Genomic DNA, 18,797 nt, shown 5'->3' with positions numbered 1-18,797 from the left:
GGTACATGGCATGTCCCTCTCGCTTCGTTACCAGGAGCCTTGCTCAGCCAGCGATACGCAGCCCTCGTGGCCTACCACGATATGGTCCAAGGTTCGCACCCCGACCAGATCCAGCGCCTCCTTCAGTTTGCGGGTAAGGTTGCGATCCGCCAGGCTTGGCTCGGGGTCTCCAGATGGATGGTTGTGCACCAGAATCATTGCGGCGGCATTGTGTTCTAGGGCCAACTTCACGACCTCACGTGGATAGACGCTGGCGCCGTCTAAGGTACCCCGGAACAGCTCGTGAAAGACGATCACACGGTGTTTACTGTCGAGCATGAGCAGGGCGAAAACTTCATGCTCATACTCGGCCAGCAGGGCTTGCAGGTGGCTAAACACCTCCTTCGGGGATGTCAGTGCTCGCCCCCGGCTCAGGCGCAAATTTGCCAACTGGCGGGCCATTAGCAAGATGTCGGTTTCGGTAACCGGTGACTCGACCAGGTAGGTGCCGGTCGGATCACTGGCTTTTAGTTTGTGCAGTCGCATGATCAGCTCCTCAGAGGTTATCAATCGGGCGAATATGGCGCTGTGCTTGTGCGTCCAGTTTCTTGGCCAGGCTGTTTGGTGTAGGGCGTGGGGACGTATTGGCGACTGGTGATGCGCTTTCTTCGGTGGAGTAGAACTCCTCGACGATAGCGGCACCGTCTTCCACGCTGTCCTCGAAGGAGCCATTGCCGAATCCATGCCTTGCAGCCTCATCCAGCGCTGCCTGGGCGAATCCCGTGGCTTTCCGCTGAGCATCGAGGTCATTGGCAGCCTGCAGCGCCTCGGCTATACCCATGCCGCCACGCACCGTCAGGTCGACGTAGAAGATAGGTGTGCCGTGGCTTTGGCGGGTCGACTTACCACGTAGCCGCAGTTCCAGCGGCAAGCACGCCAGGCGGTTGCCCGAAATGGCTTGAAAGTAATGCAGCCGGGCGGCGAGGGTGCGGATACTGTTGAACCCGGTGGTGCGAAACATGAAGCTACCGAGCGGATCCTCATCGCCAATTACCACGTTCAGCCGTCCATAGGGCCTGCAGGCATTACCCTTGGCGAACGAGCAGGTATCTGGCGAAGGGCAAGGTAGGGACTGCATACCCTCTTGGGTAACGCGCTTGCAGGTCTCACCGTTGCCCACGCACAGCGGTCGTCCGGACTGCCGATCAAACAGGGTGTAGTCGGCACGAAAGTTCAGCTCGGGCTCGTTGAACAGTAGACGCACCGGAATGCTGCGCAGCTTGTCGTCCTTACACTGACGCAACTCATCGTTGAGCGGGTGCAGTAGCCAGCCGTCTTTGCCTTGTACCTGGGAAGTAATGGTGAACTGGTCATCCTTTTCTGGCAGACGTTTGCCATTTTTCTCGATGACTTTTCCGATGGAGATGCGCCCGAGCACAGGGGGCGTTAGGGCTAAGCCTTTCAGCATGGTGGTTCTCCTGGAAATAAAAAAGGCCAGCCAGGCAGCGCGGACTGCATGGACTGGCCAAGGGGGAGTGGAGTGAGGGAATTGAAAATCAGCCGACCAGGAAGCGTCGCGCCCCGGGTTTCAGCAGTGGGTACTTGGCCTGCAAGTAGGGCTTGTCCTGGAGCAATTGGGCGACATCGATTCCGACGCTATCCTTGGCTTTGCGCCAACTGACGTAGCCGCTGCTAAATTCCGCCCGGCTGGCATAGCCCATAGCCTGCTGAAGCATCTGCTTGAGTTCGGCCTCGCGCTTTTCTTTGTCGGCAATCGACTGGCGGACGGCCTTGAGCTCGATGTAGGTCGCCGTCAGTCCGGCATGAGTGCTGAAGTCGATGATTTGGCCTTTGTCCTCCGGATACAGGCAGCGCAATGCGAATTCAGCAGAGGCTGTGCCATCGACTGGTGGTGGCGTATCTGTCTCCACGAACTGCCAGAACTTGCGCTCCAGTTCAATCAGACGCGTGATGAGTTGTTCGTCCCGCTCAATTCGATGGATCTCCAAGGTCTGACCGCCGAGCAGTACCGCCACATCTGCAGCCTGCTTACCAGTGACGGCGAGTTGGTGCATCACTTGAAGTTGAACATACTCTGGAACGCCCTCTTTCCAGAGGCGTGCCCCGCTTATACCGGCGGTCTTGCATTCGAGGATCTGCACATCGTCGGCACCGATCACTTCGCGGTCGATATTAGCGAGCATCCAAGGCAAATCCGGATCCGGATGTTGCAGCACGGCGTTAATACGACGGACTCTATACTTGGTGCGTTTGCTGTAGTGCCAGGCCACGATGGGCTCGAGGATATTGCCCCAGTACATCGGGCTTTCCTCATCATGAGGATCAGCCTTTGGTAGCCCAGCATCGCGACCGGTCTTCTCCAGCCACAGCTCTAACTGGGATTTGTAGGGATTCAGCCCCACGGCAGCGGCGGCATCCGAACTACCGATACCCTGCTTACGGATCTGCAGCCAGTCCTCGCGCGGCAGCTCCTTGGTACTAACCAGGCGCAGGGCTGCGCGCTTCTTACGGGTGTTGCCGTTTAATGACGTCGCATTCATGGTATTCACCTGCAGACATAAAAAACGCCCGACCAGCACAAGGCTGATCGGGCGCGAGGGCTAGGTAAGTGAGGGCTAAGCGGCGAGCTGCAGAGCGGCATCCAAAGCGCGTTGCTTGATCCGTGCTCCCTGGCCAAACCAGGCCGAGTCCATGCGGTACTCGTTGCTCCTCGCGCGGCGCTCATGGTCGACAAACTCGGTCACGGCATTAAGCAATCCCCAGGCTGTGTCGCGTGCCGAGTCCAGCTGGCTACCACGCCCACGGCCTTGGTACAGCTCCTGGACTTTGCGTAAGGCGCGCTCGTTGGGCAGTTGCTCTGGCAGTGTTTCGGTTGGACTGACCTCGCACAGTACGGTTATGAAGAAGCTCAGTGCTTCATGCCACTGCACCTTGCGCTCAGCCAGGGCGCGCATGCGGTACATGAAGTCGTCCCATTGCGACACGGCGATACCGAGTTGCTTCTTTACCGCCTTCGGATCGAAACGGGTGTTATGCGGTACCTTGATCGCCCGGCAGGTACCATCCAAGGCGATGGTTAGGGTGTTGTTGCACACGACGCGCACCGAGGTTGGTGTGGCTGTGGTGGCCAGTGTGCCGTCGCAGGAAGTCGCCAGCAGCAGATAGCCATTCACCTGGTCGTTGCCGTTGAGCGCCGCACTTTGCCCGGTACGCGCCAGTGCCCAGAATTTGCGCCCCCCCTTGAGTACCCCGGCCGTTTCCAACTCGTAGCCGGAAACCTCAGTGAGGTCGCGATAAAACTCCAATACTTCCCGAGGTTGTACTGCGTGATAGCGTTGAGATACTACCGAAAGCGGTGTCTGGGTGTCGGAGCGATAGAGTACTTTCTGCTCCGGGAAAGAGTGGATAGTTCCCAGGTGACCAATGGCACTCGACTTGAAATGTACGAGGCTCTCCAGGATCTGCCAGTCCATACCGGATTCGCGTTGCCAGACTTCGATAGGCTGCCTCTTAGTGAGTTGATTTCCCAAGCCATGCCAAGGGACGTTCCCAGTGTATGCCATCCTTTCTATTAGATGTGACATTTAGCTTTCTCCGTAATATAAGTTAAGTGCGATGTGGTGTTTGTTCAATTGGTTGGATATATGCTGAATAAGTGCCCGCAGGAGAAGCACTCATAGTTATCGAATATACTCTGGTCAAATATTTCGCCAACTTTTGCTCCGGCAATACAGCCGGCGGCACCACCGCTAAGGGCACCAAAAATTGCTCCCCCTAACCCTCCGATGGGTCCTCCCACCACGCCGGAAATAGCTCCGATTTCTGCGCCTGCCAGGGCTCCAGTAAAGCCGCTCGTCGCGCCCGTAGTGGCTCCAATAATTGCACCAGTTCTCATACCGATGTTACGGGTTTTGATAAGTTGAGACAGACATTTTGGACACTGCAATGACATTTTACTAGCTCCTAAGTTGGTGTCATTGCGATGATGTGTGACTAGAAAAATTTTAAATGAAACGGAAGTGCACGTACCTCTTTGGGGGCACAGTTTATAAAAGGCTGATGAGTACGCTTCAGTGGTCGGAGGCTGAAGGCGATGGGACTTATTTAAAATATGTTCGCACCATCGCATGTGACCCTATCGTTTATGAGGTATGTTAATCAGGCGCTCGTCGCTAAAGAAATGGAGCCGAGATATTGGCTGAGATAGTACCCTGTTGCGGGGCGTAATGTGAGGCGGTTATAGCTTTGATTGCAGTAAAATCGGGGAGTGCGCTACCTGCTGGTAACGCAAAAAAAACTCCAATTTTACAATTAGGCACGAATTTTTTTCGTGCTTATCTGATATTTAAACAAAATTACTGTCCTTCTTGGCATTGCCTCTCCCACTCGCTGTAATAGTCCTCCATGACAGGAGCGTCATCACCCTGGTCTTTTTTATACGCTTTCAACTTGGCCTCGGCGCAGGAAGATAAAGGTGTGTCGTCCTCTTCAGGAACTGAAGGCTGTGCTACGATTGGTGCCGGTCTTGATCCTATAATAGCTGCAGAAGATAGTTGAGAAAGGAAGTTTTGTATTTGAGTAGTTGGTGCGAACTCGACGTAAATTTGGTTTCCGTCGTCAGTTGGTTGAGCGGTATACGTTAACTCCTGTCCAAACAGATTTTCTGATATCCGTAGTCCAGACTTTGCAGCGTAAGCGTTCCAGTCTCCGTTCGAACCGGTTAGCCACATGCCAGTGAGTAGCATGTTCTTCGCGCTATCAGGGTTATTCAGGTCTATGCCTTTCCTCGCGGAGACAATCAGCGATTCCGAAGCTTTGAATGAGAGCTTTCCAGCACAAAAGCTCTTATTTGACTGTTTGTCTAATCCGGTTGTCCGGGTACTCACCAACTGCGGTGTCAGTTGCTCCAGTGTCAACTGAATTTCTTCTGGACTCGAAACCGGGCCTCCTATCCTTGAAGTTCCGAGATTTATAAGTGTTTTTGTGATTTCTTCTTTTACGCTCTGCCCCAATGTGTCTGCGATGGATTGGTCATTACAGTTCAGCGTCTTTCCATCGCAGCCAGTGATGAAACAGCTGCTCAAAGCGATTGCTGAAAAAATGGTAAGAGAACGCATGTCTTATCCTTGGCTTGTAATCTAGTAAGCAGTCAGATGGCGTAGGGCGGAGGGTGTGCGTCACGTGTTTAGGCGGGTCAGGCCTGCTCTCCTCAAACCTCGGTAAGGCTGGGCTCATTAAAAAAAATGGGTCGTAAATACCGTGGTCGTATGGGCAGCATAGCGCAACGATTTGCGCTATGGGAAGAGTGTCAGCAAGTCATGATAAAGATCAGGGGCTTCAACGGTTTGGAGCAGCTGTCCGTTCGCGGAGAAAAAGGCTCGAGATTTCTCAGGAGGCGCTGGCGGATCTTGCTGGTGTTGATCGGTCGCACATGGGCAAGATTGAGAGAGGGGAACGGAACGTCACATTCCTCAATATCTCTAAAATTGCAGCTGCACTGAATTGCCGTGCTTCCGACTTGCTGATAGATGCTGGGCTTTAGTGCCAGGAGCAGAAACGGGTAACCCCTATTCGCAGGGGGGGGCCTCGTTCCTATGGTCGATCTTAAGCTTTGGGTCACATAGATCTCCACACTCAAAAACAAGCCATCGTTGATGGCTGATACTGACAGATTACCTAGCGCTGCTTTTTGGATGTGCTCGCTCCACCAAGCCATCATAGGGCGTCTGCGCTCGATATAGTCCGCCAGGTTGTAGGCGCTACGGACCTCGTCCTTGTCCACATGGGCAAGTGCCACCTCGATCAACTCAGGACCCAGCCGTGCTCGTTGAGGATGGTGCTGGCCATAGAGCGCATCCCCTGCGTTTCAGCCATGTAACTGACAGGTAGTCAATCTTACTGAGAAAGCTTTCGAGAAAGATGCCTGTGGGCTGTAGGTGTGTGCTCTCCGGGAGTGACTGGGCGAACCTGAAACCGAGCATAACAACCTGGCTTCTTGTTTTTCCTCCTCTTATGAGGGAGAATAAACGGAAGTCCACTCCATGAGTAAACGCTTATGCAGGCTTGTCAGATATTCAGTGATCCGACAGATGTAACCACACGCCTTGATCAGTTGAGCTTGTCTCATGAGGCTATTCGTGAAGCTGTCTATCAAGGCCATTTGCATCGTGTGAGGTTGACTCGAAATCATCCGTCGATTTTTCCAGGTATGGAAATGTGGGGCTGGATCGTCGGGTCATTCCGCGACCAAACACGCGCTTTAGGCTGGGCTGCCTATGAAAAAACCAACTATCCATTGACTGTCCATTCAGACCTCAAACTCGCGGTCTCGGTGGCGTCGGGTGACGCAAGCGTGGGCAATCCCTACGGCACTCCCACCAATCGCTCTAAAAAGGGAAGAAGCACCGTCGAGGCGATTCAGCACAATTCCCAGCTGGATATGTTCGCCGACTTGATTCCACAGCAGACGGAGTTCTCTGGGCTTGAGGGCTTTGAAACTTGGATGCTGCTACACCACACTGACACCGCGAAGAATGAAATCAGGTTTGAGCTTTCGCGGCCATCGAGCATCGACCACGGAGGCAAGATCACTGAGTGGTCTGAGCGAATCCTGCTCGGCGCTATCGACCTGGATGAAAGCTTCGCTCAAATTACCGGTCCAAGTGGCCCAGATATTGATATCGAAATTCGTCGTAAGAACACATGACTTTTTATGTTTAATTCACAACGGTTCGCGCTGGCCAGACGCAGACGCGGGATGAAAAAGCGCGAGCTCGCGGGCCTTATCGGTGTGACCGAACGGTCCGTGTCGAGTTATGAAAGCGGTACGCAGGAGCCTGAAGCTGGGACCTTGGCCAGGATTGCGAGTGCGCTTCGATTTCCAGAATCGTTCTTTTTTGGGGATGATCCGGAAGTCCCTACGCCTGATGTCGCAAGCTTCCGTTCACTTTCGAAAATGACGGCGTCTCTAAGAGACAGTGCTTTAGGGGCTGGCGCAATAGCTCTGCTGTTAAACGAATGGTTGGAGTGCCGGTTTGATCTTCCGCAACCCGATGTTCCGGACCTGGGTAGCGAGCGAGGGGCGCTTACATCATCGGAAGAAGCTTTCAATCAACTGACTTCTTCTCAGCAAGGTCCTGAGATTGTAGCGGAGACTCTGCGTGCTCAGTGGGGGCTTGGTGAACAGCCGATCAAGAATATGATCCTTCTGCTTGAGTCCAGGGGCATTCGTGTCTACTCGCTCGCCATTGACGCCAAGGATGTCGATGCATTTTCGATGTGGAGTGGTGGGCGACCGTTCATGTTTCTCAACACTTTCAAATCAGCAGAGCGTTGCCGCTTTGATGCTGCGCATGAGTTAGGACATCTTGTGATGCATCAGCACGCTCATCCTCAAGGACCAGATCTTGAGCGGGAGGCTAACGCCTTCGCTTCAGCGTTTCTGATGCCTAGGGCAAGCGTTTTGGCGATGGCTCCGCGTTCAGTAAGCCTAAATAGCTTGATCAAGTTCAAAAAAATGTGGGCGGTTTCCGTTGCAGCTTTGAATTACCGGTTACACAGCCTGGGGCTTACAACTGATTGGACTTACCGGACTTTGTGCATTCAGATTGCGCAAGAGGGGTATCGGGTGAATGAGCCTGCTCCTATCAATCACGAACGCTCTGTAGTGTTGGAAAAGATATTTGCTGCGCTTCGAGCTGAAGGAATCACGAAAACGAATGTGGCGGAACAATTGGCAATCTCGCCCGAAGAGATCAATGAGCTGACATTTGGTCTCATGCTAAATGTGCTCAGAGGGGATGGAGGTGAGGGCGCAACGGGTAAAAATCCGCCCCCCCCAAAACTGCGTCTTGTTAAAAGCTAGCGGATCCTGGGGGTTGAGATCGAGCCAGGTTCTCTAAAGAGAAATGTCCTGATTGCCATCATTCAGATCGCTACTTGATCCGTCGGCATCCTCGGGCTTAGGAAGCTGCTCAGCGGCAATAGAAAGATGTATAGAGGCGAACTGATGTGCCGTTATTCTCGCTGGCTCTCCATTCTGATAGTACTGAGGAGCGTCCAGCTCGGCGCCGTAGCGGGTGCGGAGGTTATCAAAAACGTAGTCCGGTGAAATTATTGACGCGATACTGTTGTAGCTCTCGCGCCTTAGGTCAGACCTAACCGGCAGGCCGCTTTCCACTTCCCATCCTTCTCCAATGTAGGTGTCGAGGAAGTCATCCAGCTTCGCTGGGTCTTTATCAAAAACCTCGCGCAAGCGCGCTTCGATCTCTTCTCGATTTCTTCCGTGCTGCCAGTACCAGTAAAGATTTGGTGCGTCTCGTCCTGCCTGCATAAACAACGGTTCAACATCGTCCGCGTCACGGATGCGAACAGCGAACAAATGGTAAAGGGCGTCGTCCGCTCCATTAGGAAGAACTCGGCGCTCTTCTGGTCTGTCCGCTGAGTGTGTGAGCCAGCGGGCGCACTCCATTCCCATTGCCAGTGGAAACGCCGCTCCAAGTACTGCCTCAGCAGCTGACTGCCTGTCAGATAAGGGGATTCGCCTGATAAGTTGAGAAATTAGTATCCCCGCGTACATTATCGTGCCGCCGATTACGAGAGCTCCGCGTTCGCGCGGAAGAAGATCTCCATTCCTCGCGACGGCGATTGCGATCGCTAACGCCGAAACTTCATCCAGAGAGTCCGCTCGATTCCGAAGTGCTTGGATCAATTGCGGCATGACGCGTTTTGAATACGAGCTCAACAGGCTGCGCTGCGAATCGGTATCTGCTGTGACGAGGGCGTCTATCAAGTTTGTTAAATGATTATCCGATATGTCTCCTTCAGGCACCCCGTAAACGAAGTAGCGTTTGAAATAACGGCTCGAACAAATTCTTCGCTCGTTCCCCCACCGCTCCTCCCAATCTCCCCCGTACATCATATTGCTGATTCGCGGAAAAAGAGGTTTCAAAAGTCGCTCTCGCATCTGGCCTCGCTCTTCTGAAGCAGAAACCGGCATTGCGGTTTCGAGGAGTCGATCAATGGCTGACGGAGGCTTTTCCAAACCTCGCAAAGCTTCGCGGGGCTCCCCTTGTAAAAACAAATCTGCGTTGTCGCGAATTGCGGCATGGAGCTTCGGGTACAACACCCTCAATCCTTCAACAAGCATGAACTCAGCGATGTTGACTTCCCCCTTGACGAGTGGAAGTGCAAACATGAGTGCGTTCGTGTACAGCTTTGCGACTCGTGGAGTTTCAAGCTTCGGCTCAAGGCCATCTACAAAATGACGAGTGAATACGTCAATCTGACGCTGGTCAAGGACAATCCCTGCTTGATTAAGAGCATGTTCGACCCCCTCGAAAGCGATTTCTCGCAGGCTGATTTGATCAGCAGGGGGTAGATGCAAGGGCACTTGAATGATTTTTTCGAGAAACGCGCGGCCTGCTTCTAGTCCCCCGGCGCCGTAACGCTCACCCAATGCAGCAGCGACTACCTCGTCATCGAAAGCCAGAACGTAGCAGGTGTACTTGAAGCTTGCCGAGAGCTTTACCAGCTTGAAAATGGCGTGGGTTTCTTGTCTATCCAACCGGTCAATATCATCGATAAGGATGACCAATCTTTTCCCGCTTTGGCCCAGAAGAGCGTCAATTTGATCCTTAAGCTTATCGAGACTGACTTTGGATAATGACTCTCCGATCTGCTTCGCCGCTTCCCCTGGATTGATTTCTACACCCGGCAGAGCGACTGAGATGACAGACAGGATACCTCCGTAGGACTCGAGCAGCGCCGCCGCTTTTTCTTTGAATGCTGGCTCCTTACCCAAGGCTTCAGCCAGGGTCGCAAAGAAGCCGCGCAAAAGCGCGTCCTCGGAAGGAAAGTGCCAAGGATTGAATCGTATTGTGACAACCTGTCCGTGTTGATCTAGTGACTCCTCCATCATCTTGAGAACTGAGGTCTTTCCATCTCCCCACGGGCCAAACAGGCCGATGACGATGCTTGAGGGGTCGAGGCGCCTGGCGATTGTCTCAGCGATACGCGCGGCGTAAGGCGCTCGCCCGAACCGATCTTGATGTTTTGAGGTGATTGGCTCGTCCGAGAAGTACTGATCGCTGTCATCGTCGCTTTCTCGCTCTTTACCAACAAGCTCTTCTGCCGGAGCATCCGACGAGGCTGCTGAGCCTTCAGTGCCCTTACCAAAAATTTTGCGAATCCACTTCATGACTCTCTCCTTGATGTCGCTTTAGTTTTTACGCGCTGATGCTCTTGCTTCTCTACGGGCCCTGCTTGATAGAGTCAGGTTTAGGCACCTTTGGGCAATACTCTCCGGTCCGATGCCATGTCCTCATTGAAGCCATCTGGCACAGGCTTGAAACCTGAGCCTGGCGAGCGGTGGCTGGACTGGAACTGGCGCAGGCTCAGTACGTCGATTTCACCTGTAATGCAGTAGTCGTGGTTACCTCCCTTGACTCGTAATATGTCGCGCTTCCAGCGGTCTTTATAAGGTGCGCGGATACGACTATCACCGAAGCGGCGATTGTTGCACTGGATGATGTAGGCATGAATATCAAGGGCGGCAGACTCGACCAGTGCGTTGAACGTGTCAGTGTCGCTGTTCCACTCTGGAACAAATAGCGCATCGACCTGGCCGCGTAGATCTGCGCGGTAACGAATATTGGTTAGCTCGCTGCAGATCATGATGGCAAAGCGGAAATCACCATGCTGGATGACTGGAGGCTTTTGCCACTGTTGCTCTTGAGTGGGCTGCATCTGCAGGCCTGCTAGGCGAAAGAGTTCTTTCTCCTCATGAAATGCTGGACGCTGTTTGTCCTGGCGATAGAGCATCAGCGAAGGGAACCCAAGACCGTCGTGGGTTAGCGAAGCCCAAACCTGGTGGCGCACATGCTTTCTCGGTGCATGGAGATACTCCACGCCGGTGATCAAAGATATGCCACGGCCCTTGAGCTTGTCGGCGATACGCATAAACCATTGGGGTGGTAAAGACACTTCCGGGAGGATCAAGTAACCAGCGCCGTCAGGCCGAGAGATCAGTTCATTAATCAGGCGATTGATGCGTTGGTAACGGTGCAGGCCGTCCGGATCGGGCCACCCCATGATGGCGGCAGCAAAGCTTTCATCTTTGGTTTCCAAACTGGCAACAGCGATAGTCTGTTTTGCTTTGGGTTCTCCGTCCGGGATATGCAAAACCTGCTTTTTGTCGAGGTGGGGCATCTTGTGCTCGGTCAGCTCAAAACCGCGCAGCGCTTGCACCACCAACCCCATTGTCTTGCGACTGGAGGCGGCAAAAGGGGTGGGGGCTATGAGGTAGAGCTCATTAAGGCTGAATGGGCGAGTGGCAAAGGTTAGACCAGACGGGGTGCCGTGTTTAAGCCTGAGCCAGTTCGCCAGTGTAGCGATGCCGTCGGTCATCTCGTCAGGCAATAGGTCTTCTGCGTCAAAAGTAGCGAGGTTTTTACGGAGTGGAATACCGCGCTGACTGACCATTTCCTGAGGCAGGCCTGTAAAACGCAAGGGGATATGGGCGAGATCGAAGCTGAACAGCCGAGCTTGAAGCTTCTGTATGTGCTGGGCGGTGATGTTCATTGGCCTGTCCAAGAAGTTACGCCAGATGACGAAGGCAAGGTTCTCCATATGACCGGTCATCTGGTTCTTCCAGGCGGTAGCCCCCGATTTGCTCAGGCGGGGAGGAAACGCAGAGACGATGCTCTGCGTTGTTACTTCCCAGATGGATCGCTTCCATAAATGTCGGGCCTCGGCTGGCACATTGGCAGCGGCGAGGCTTTTGATCGCTAAAGTGCAGTCGTTCTCTACTTTAAAGATCAGGCCACCAAGTGCGTTGATGATCTTGTCTAGGTATTCAAAGTCTTCGCAGGCGGTAGCCATGCGGATGATGCGCGGGAGGTATTGAGCCAGTTCGAAGAACTTAATCGGGGTGAGCAGATGCTCTATGACTGCGGCAAAAAAGGCATGGCGGTGTGCTTGCCAATCCTCCGGGGGGATATCGCGTTCGAAGGCTTCGTAGTTGCGAAGGCTGAGGGCAAAACCAGCGCGGTGCAGCGTTAGTGCATCGGTCTTTCGCAGATTGTCTGCTTGCTCTCCGGCAAGGTTGGTAGCTTTGAGCAGGTCCGTAGCCACGGTGTTGGGCGAATTCGGCAGGTCGGGTAAAGCGCGCCATTCGCTTGCACGTTGGTTGATCTGTTCGGAAATGGCGTTGACCAGAGCGGTACCTGCAGACCCCGCAAGGATGAACAGCTTGTTTTTGCTGTTTTCAAAAGCGATGCGGTCTTCTTTGAGATAGCCAGGTTTAAACAGGATGCTGCCGTTATTTTTTTTAAGCAGGTCCTTGCCGCCGTCGCGACTGAAGATCCACTCCCAAAACTGCTCAGTGGTTTTGATGTCGCTGGCGTTTTCCATGACCAGCAGAATGTCGTCCACATAACGGCCGTAATACAGTGGCACTACTTGTTGCTCGATGAACTGGTCGAGCCCGATTAGCGCCGCGTTCGCGACCACTGCAGACGCAGGCAACCCTACGGGCAAACCTTTTCCTAGTGGCGTTTCTTGTGCCCAGGCCAACAAGGCGGAAATGAACAGGCGGTTCAGTTTTGACTGCGATTCGCTCAGTTCAATTTTGGCTAATTTGAAGAAGCCGTCGTCGAGCATAAAGCCGGGGTTTAGCTCATGATAGAAACTGCTTACATCGGCTGTCAGTGCCAATACTTTTTTCTTTTCGCTCATGGCTGTGCGCATCGCCTTGATGCCACCGTCGCGCCATTCACGGAAGGGTCTGAGATAGGGTTTGAATGATCCAAGGGCCCACGTGTTGATCTCATCGTGCCGGTTACGGCGCAGGCGGCTGCCAAAGACGTTGCTGCTTAGCTGTTTGTCGATGAGACCGCCGACTTCCATCATCCATAGCGATGACAGCACGTGAAAGTCGATGCTGCAGCGAGCCATGAGGCGGAATACGGCGGTAGGGTGGTTGTCGGCCTCAGTCACACTTGCCCACTCTGCTTCCGGTGAGGCGAAGATTAGGCTTGTATCCTGCTTTCCGTTGGTAATCTGGATTTCTTTGGGTGCCAGCGTCCAAGTGCCGAGAAATGCGGGGTCTTTCACCCAGTCCTCTTTCATGGCTTCGATCTGCTCTTTCAGGCGAGCGAGATTTTTGCTCAGGTCATCTTCATAGTTGGCAATGTCGAACAGCGAGGGGTTAGTTGAGTAGTAGAGATCAACCTTGGCCTTGCGATAGGCGAGGCCAAGGTCGTGCAGCGATACCGACATCGGAATAACGCTCATTTCTAAACCTTCGGCAATCCTGAGATATCCCGGATATTACCGAAAGCAAGCATGAGTGCTAAAGCATTGCAAGGCGTTCTATCTCTACTCACTGATTGTCATGACTGGACTACTGAACGGCCCCCAGCTTAGTGGGCACTTGAACGGGCCGCTTTGGCTGTTAGCCTTCGGTCAGTGGCTGCTGCTTTGGGGCGATCGCTGCCCTCAGTAATGGACAGCGTTGGGGTCGAGGTCGCCTTAGGGTCATCGTATCGAAACGACCTTTTTATCTCGATTTTCGCTGATGGCTGATACCGATAGGTTTCCGGTTGCCGCTTCCTGGATATGGTTGCTCCACCAAGCCATCATTGGGCGTCTGCGCTCGATATAGTCCGCCCGGTTGTAGGCGCTACGGACCTCGTCCTTGTCCACATGGGCAAGTGCCACCTCGATCAACTCAGAATCCCAGCCGTGCTCGTTGAGGATGGTACTAGCAATTGAGCGCATTCCATGGCTTACCAGACGCCCTCCAAAGCCCATGCGCTTTAGAGCCATGTTGGCTGTCTGGCTATTGCAGTGCGTGCGAGGGTTACGGTCAGCCGGAAAGACGTACTCCCGATGTCCACTGTAGGGTTTAATCGCTTCCAAGAGCGACAGAGCCTGCTCCGTGAGCGGAATGATGTGTATCCGACGTTTCTTCATACGCTCCGCCGGTATAGTCCAGATCTTCTTTTTGAAGTCGATATCAGCCCAGCGGGCAGTGGCAGCCTCGGCTGGCCGAGTCATGGTGTGGAGCTGCCACTCGATTAGGCAACGGGTTGTTCTCTTTATGCTGGCGTTGGCTATCGCCACCATGAGTTCTTTCAGCTCATCGGGAGGCAGTGCCGCCATGTTTTTCTTTTTAGGCTTCTTGAAGACGGAGCGTATCCCGCTGAGTGGATTCGCGTAGATCAGTCCTGAATTGACTCCGTAAGTCATGATCTCGTTTAGTCGCTGCGTAAGCCGTTTAACGGTCTCAAGACTGCCCTTGGTTTCAAGCGGTCGGAGCAAGTTGATGACCTGCGGCGCACTGATGATGGAGATCGGTGTGCTGCCCAGATCCGGGAAAATGTGCAGTGTTAAGGAGCGCCAGATGTCCTCAGCATACGCTTGGGTTACTGAGTCCTTCTTCAGCTCGAACCACGCTGAGGAGATGTTCTCGAACGTATGCTCTGTGGCTGCTTTTTTTGCATTTCTTTCAGCGTCGCGTTTTTCTTTAGGGTCCAGTCCCTGAGCGACAAGCTCTCTAGCTTCAACTGTGCGTTTTCTTGCCAGGGCCAGACTGACCTCCGGAAAGGTTCCTAACCCCATGTTGACCCGTTTTTTGGTCACGGGATGGATGTAATTAAAATTCCACAGTCTGGAGCCATTGCTTCTCACTCGCATTTGCAAGCCATTGCCATCGGTGAGAATGTAGTCTTTCTCTTTCGGCTTTGCGGCTTTCACCTTTACGTCGGATAGGTGCGTGGCTTGGGAGCCCATGGTGTATTCCAGCGCTGGTTGTGTATTCCAAAAAATAGCAGGTGAAGGCCTGGAATACCACGTGGAATACACAAAAGCGTAGATGGTCTCGGACGCCTTCGGACGTTAATGGATGTTAAGTTATTGGTTTTACTAGGTTTTAGGCACAAAAAAAGACGTCCGTGGACGTCTTTAGATGTAAAAGTGGTGGAGCCGGGGGGATTTGAACCCCCGTCCGCCAGTACTCCGCTTTCGGGCCTACATGCTTAGCCGTGTCTATTAAGTTAACCCTCAGCGACCCGACGGGCAGGGTGCTTTGGGCGAGCTGTGTAAGTTTTAGCCGATTCGTCCACAGCGTACTGCACGGCGATCCTGTTCTGTATGACAATCATTTCGGGTTTACAGGCATCCCCTGATGATTGCTGGAGCCGAAGCTACCAGGAGGAAGGCTAGCGCCGCTTACGCAGCGAGAGCTTGTTCCCCGTAGGTTTCGTCATTGGCAACTATAGAAAGTTGCAACAGTGGATTTACGACTTCTGTTACCAAGTCGGCATGCCCCTAGAGTTTCATCACCGGCGTCGAATCCTAATCGGCCCCAATTCTGCTGCTCCAGGCAGTCAGGGGGCGGAGTGTACCCGAATCAATGAGATACGTCGACCTCATGCGGGTTGCGGCCGGCTTTTTGTCGGCCGCAACCCGGGCGGGATCACTTGGCGCCTTCGCTGCCGGAGCCCATGGTTTTCAGCTCTTGAATGGTCTTGCTGGTTTCGGCGATGCATTTCTTGTCGTCGCCGGCTTTCTGCGCGGTTTCACCGGCGGTCATGGCGCGCTCGATTTCTTCTTTCTTGTCGGGGCTCAGGTTGGTGGCCGCCGAGGTGTGGGCGTCCTTGAGGGTCTGCAGGTTGGTGCCGCACAGGTCATCGGCAGCGAATACCGGGGAACCCAACAGTGCAGCGGTCAGAAACAAGCCAGTCAGTGCTGTGCGCTTCATGTGTATCTCCTTATTGCCTGTGGACTCGGTGTGGCCGCTCGGTGGGCCGATGTCCGAGGTGGATAAGCAAGCGCCCGTGATGTGGCGCTTAAAGAGATGGACTGTGGGCTATCACAGGGGTTCTATTTATTTCGCGGGTGGTGGGAAGTGGCCATGTTGCGGAATGTGTCATGGGAAATGGGGCGGGTTTCGCCCCATTTTTGTGCCTTGTTGTGTCAGGCGGATCGTGGACGTGTAACGCGATCTACCAGGTAAACCAGCCCGTGATAGTCGATGCCGCCGTGCTGGGTCAGGCCGATTTCGCAGGTGCGGCTGGTGGAGATGCCTTCGCTGCAATACTGCACGGCGTCCTTGAGGGTGCGCAGCGAGTGGGCGTTGAGCTCCGGGGTGGTGAAGCCTTTGTCGCCGGCGAAGCCGCAGCAGTGAATGCCTTCCGGGATCACCACGTTGACGCTGCACATGCGCGCCAGTTCGATCAGCGCCTGGCTCTCGCCCAGGTGCTGGGTGCTGCAGGTCACGTGCACGGCAATGGGTTGCTGTTGCGGGGTGAACTCCAGTTTGTCCAGCAGGTGGGTGCGGATGAAGCGCACCGGGTCATAGAGGTCCAGACGAGTGTCCTTGAGGTCCTGAATCAGGCGCAGGGCGCAGGGGCTGGTGTCGCAGTAGATCGGGTCGAGGCCACCGCGGCTGGCCTTGGTCAGGGCGGCGAGCAGTTGCTGGCGTTTCTCGTCGGCCTGCTCGGCATAGCCTTTGGAGGCGAACGGCTGGCCGCAGCAGAGGGCGTCCTGATCCTCGGGGAAGACCACTTGGTAACCGGCTTTTTCCAGCAGGCCGCGGGTCTTGTCCATCAATGACGTCTGCTCGTGATCCGCGGCTGCCGGGCCCATCACCCGCGACACGCAGGCGGCGAGGTAGACCACGCGCGGGCGTTGGTCTTCCACCGGCGGGGTGAAGCGGATGGGGTTTTCCGGCTGGGGCATGGCTGGGGTCCACAGCGGCACGCGGCCGGACGAGGCCTTGGTCAGCGCGGCGGAGATCTTCGCCAGGCGTGGCGCGCCGAGCAGCATGCGTGCGCCGTTGGCGGCGTGCAGGGTGAAGCGCGCGCCCTTGAGTGCGGTGGTGAAGTGTTCGGCCAGCCAGCCGGCGGTCTTGCCATGGGTGGCTTCTTGAGCGCGGAGTTTTTTCACCAGCTCGCCGGTGTTGATGCCCACCGGGCAACGCTGGGCGCACAGGCCGGTGGCGGCGCAGGTGTCGATGCCCTGGTAGTGGTAGTCGCGCTCAAGCTCCGTGGTATCGATGCCTGCGCGTTTTTTCGCCTGGATGTCGCGCCACATGACGATGCGCTGGCGCGGGCTCAGGGTCAGCCCTTTGGACGGGCAGACCGGCTCGCAGAAGCCGCACTCGATGCATTTGTCGACGAGGGTGTCGGCGGCGGGCATCGGTTTGAGGTGCTTGAGGTGGATCTCCGGGTCTTCGCTGAGCACCACGTCCGGGTTGAGAATGCCGGTCGGGTCGAGCAGGCGCTTGAGTTGCCACATCAATTGATAGGCGTCGCTGCCCCATTCGAGTTCGACGAAGGGCGCCATGTTGCGGCCGGTGCCGTGTTCGGCCTTGAGCGAGCCGTTGAATTCCACGGCCACCAGTTGCGTGACGTCATCCATGAACGCCGAATAGCGGGCGATTTCCTCGGGGTCGTTGAAGCCCTGGGTGAAGACGAAGTGCAGGTTGCCCTCCAGCGCGTGGCCGAAGAGAATCGCCTCGTCGTAGTGGTGCTTGTCGAACAGCTCGATCAGGCGCCGCACGCCGATGGCCAGTTGTTCGACCGGGAAGGTGACGTCTTCGATGATCACCGTGGTGCCGGTTTCGCGCACCGCACCGACGGCGGGAAAGGTGTCCTTGCGGATCGCCCAGAGGCGCGCGTTCTCGCCGGGGTCTTCGGTGAAGTCCACCTGCTTCTCCACTGGGAAGTGAGCAATCGACGCCATGATCTGCGCCAGTTGTTCATGCAGTAGGGCCTGGGTTGCGGCGCGGGCTTCGATCAGCAGCGCGCAGGCGCCTTCGGAGAGATCGCGCACGAACGGCGGCATGCCGGGTTTGTTCTGCACCGAGCGCATGCTGCGGCGGTCGAGCAATTCCACCGCTGAAACCGGTTGTGTCTTCAGCACCGTCACTGCGTTGCAGCAGGTTTCCACGTCGGGGAAGACGATGAGCGCCGAGGCTTTGTTTGGGTGATCGGGCACGGTGTCGTAGGTCACGGCGCTGATGAAGCCCAGCGTGCCTTCGGAGCCGACCAGCAGGTGGCTGAGGATGTCCAGCGGCTCGTCGAAGTCGACCAGGGCATTGAGTGACAGGCCGGTGGTGTTTTTCAGGCGGTATTTGTGGCGAATCTTTGCCGCCAGTTCGGTGTTTGCGCGGGTCTTGCGCCCCAGTTGCGCGAGGCTTTCCAGCAGTTCGCCGTGGCTTGCGCTAAAGGCTTTGATGCTGGCGGCGTCTTCGGTGTCGATGCGCGTGCCATCGGCCAGCACCATGCGGATCCCGGCCAGGGTGTGGTAAGTGTTCTGCGCGGTGCCGCAGCACATGCCGCTGGAGTTGTTGGCGACGATGCCGCCGATCTTGGCGGCGTTGATCGAGGCCGGGTCTGGGCCGATCTTGCGCCCGAACGGTGCCAGCCAGGCGTTGGCCTGGGCGCCGATGACCCCGGGTTGCAGGCGGATCTGCGCACCTTGCCCGCGAATCTCGCGGCCGTTCCAGTTGTCGCCCAGCACGATGAGCACCGAGTCGCTGATGGCCTGGCCGGACAGGCTGGTGCCCGCCGCGCGGAAGGTCACCGGGATGCGGTCGACGCGCGCAAGCTTGAGCAGCGCAACGACTTCGTCTTCGGACTCGACGCGAATCACCAGCTTGGGGATTAGCCGGTAAAAGCTGGCGTCGGTGCCGAAGGCCAGGGTCGAGAGCGGATCGTCGAACAGGCGGTCGGCGGGGATCAGGCGTTTCACATCGGCCAGGAAGGAGGCGGGCAGGCTCATGCGGTCTT

Annotated in this window: 14 protein-coding genes, 1 other RNA gene and 1 pseudogene; 3 read left to right on the top strand and 13 right to left on the bottom strand. The window is 55.4% G+C overall.

Annotated elements, in window-relative coordinates; genetic code table 11:
- Positions 1-27: 27 nt before the first annotated feature.
- From radC to AC1MEK_RS18755, 6 genes are all read right to left on the bottom strand, one after another.
- The gene (radC, locus tag AC1MEK_RS18780) at positions 28-525 is read right to left on the bottom strand and encodes a RadC family protein (protein WP_480397769.1); all 498 of its coding nucleotides are present in this window, start codon (positions 523-525) and stop codon (positions 28-30) included.
- A gap of 10 nt (positions 526-535) precedes the next feature.
- Positions 536-1,447: a recombination directionality factor gene (locus AC1MEK_RS18775; protein ID WP_480397768.1), complete on the bottom strand. Its 912-nt coding sequence runs from the start codon at positions 1,445-1,447 to the stop codon at positions 536-538.
- Positions 1,448-1,535: 88 nt separating this feature from the next.
- Positions 1,536-2,540: a YqaJ viral recombinase family nuclease gene (locus tag AC1MEK_RS18770; protein ID WP_480397767.1), complete on the bottom strand. Its 1,005-nt coding sequence runs from the start codon at positions 2,538-2,540 to the stop codon at positions 1,536-1,538.
- 75 nt (positions 2,541-2,615) lie between these two features.
- A complete protein-coding gene (locus AC1MEK_RS18765) occupies positions 2,616-3,584 on the bottom strand; it encodes a DUF932 domain-containing protein (RefSeq protein ID WP_480397766.1) in 969 nt (322 codons plus the stop codon).
- Between the two features lie 44 nt (positions 3,585-3,628).
- The gene (locus AC1MEK_RS18760; protein WP_480397765.1) at positions 3,629-3,952 is read right to left on the bottom strand and encodes a hypothetical protein; all 324 of its coding nucleotides are present in this window, start codon (positions 3,950-3,952) and stop codon (positions 3,629-3,631) included.
- A 403-nt stretch (positions 3,953-4,355) separates the two neighbouring features.
- Positions 4,356-5,117 carry a hypothetical protein gene (locus AC1MEK_RS18755; RefSeq protein WP_480397764.1) on the bottom strand — a complete coding sequence of 254 codons (762 nt, stop codon included), beginning with the start codon at positions 5,115-5,117 and terminating at the stop codon, positions 4,356-4,358.
- 179 nt (positions 5,118-5,296) lie between these two features.
- On the opposite strand from AC1MEK_RS18755, the gene AC1MEK_RS18750 reads away from it, so the two are divergent.
- Positions 5,297-5,542 carry a helix-turn-helix domain-containing protein gene (locus AC1MEK_RS18750; RefSeq protein WP_480397903.1) on the top strand — a complete coding sequence of 82 codons (246 nt, stop codon included), beginning with the start codon at positions 5,297-5,299 and terminating at the stop codon, positions 5,540-5,542.
- Between the two features lie 108 nt (positions 5,543-5,650).
- Here the strand turns inward: AC1MEK_RS18750 and AC1MEK_RS18745 are convergent.
- Positions 5,651-5,865, bottom strand: a pseudogene (locus tag AC1MEK_RS18745) (integrase); the annotation flags it as partial.
- A gap of 190 nt (positions 5,866-6,055) precedes the next feature.
- Here AC1MEK_RS18745 and AC1MEK_RS18740 point away from each other — a divergent pair.
- Both AC1MEK_RS18740 and AC1MEK_RS18735 read left to right on the top strand, forming a co-directional pair.
- On the top strand, positions 6,056-6,706 hold the full coding sequence (locus AC1MEK_RS18740) for a hypothetical protein (RefSeq protein WP_480397763.1): 651 nt from the start codon (positions 6,056-6,058) through the stop codon (positions 6,704-6,706).
- A 6-nt stretch (positions 6,707-6,712) separates the two neighbouring features.
- Positions 6,713-7,864 (top strand): helix-turn-helix domain-containing protein, encoded by a 1,152-nt coding sequence (locus tag AC1MEK_RS18735; RefSeq protein ID WP_480397762.1) that lies wholly within the window; start codon positions 6,713-6,715, stop codon positions 7,862-7,864.
- 33 nt (positions 7,865-7,897) lie between these two features.
- Here AC1MEK_RS18735 and AC1MEK_RS18730 read toward each other — a convergent pair whose 3' ends face one another.
- The 6 genes from AC1MEK_RS18730 to AC1MEK_RS18705 form a co-directional block, all read right to left on the bottom strand.
- Complete coding sequence (locus AC1MEK_RS18730; RefSeq protein ID WP_480397761.1) at positions 7,898-10,198, bottom strand: KAP family P-loop NTPase fold protein; 2,301 nt, start codon at positions 10,196-10,198, stop codon at positions 7,898-7,900.
- An 80-nt stretch (positions 10,199-10,278) separates the two neighbouring features.
- Positions 10,279-13,293, bottom strand: coding sequence for an RNA-directed DNA polymerase (locus tag AC1MEK_RS18725; RefSeq protein ID WP_480397760.1), 3,015 nt, complete (start codon positions 13,291-13,293; stop codon positions 10,279-10,281).
- Positions 13,294-13,536: 243 nt separating this feature from the next.
- On the bottom strand, positions 13,537-14,793 hold the full coding sequence (locus AC1MEK_RS18720) for an integrase domain-containing protein (protein ID WP_480397759.1): 1,257 nt from the start codon (positions 14,791-14,793) through the stop codon (positions 13,537-13,539).
- A gap of 184 nt (positions 14,794-14,977) precedes the next feature.
- Positions 14,978-15,369, bottom strand: a transfer-messenger RNA (tmRNA) gene (gene ssrA, locus AC1MEK_RS18715).
- Positions 15,370-15,478: 109 nt separating this feature from the next.
- Positions 15,479-15,763 carry a hypothetical protein gene (locus AC1MEK_RS18710; RefSeq protein ID WP_480397758.1) on the bottom strand — a complete coding sequence of 95 codons (285 nt, stop codon included), beginning with the start codon at positions 15,761-15,763 and terminating at the stop codon, positions 15,479-15,481.
- A 215-nt stretch (positions 15,764-15,978) separates the two neighbouring features.
- The gene (locus tag AC1MEK_RS18705) at positions 15,979-18,789 is read right to left on the bottom strand and encodes an FAD-binding and (Fe-S)-binding domain-containing protein (protein ID WP_480397757.1); all 2,811 of its coding nucleotides are present in this window, start codon (positions 18,787-18,789) and stop codon (positions 15,979-15,981) included.
- Positions 18,790-18,797 lie beyond the last annotated feature (8 nt).

It is taken from the genome of Pseudomonas sp. 2 (genome assembly GCF_056627435.1).
The sequence above is the reverse complement of the archived record's forward strand: the minus strand, read 5'-3'. Positions and strand labels throughout refer to the sequence as shown.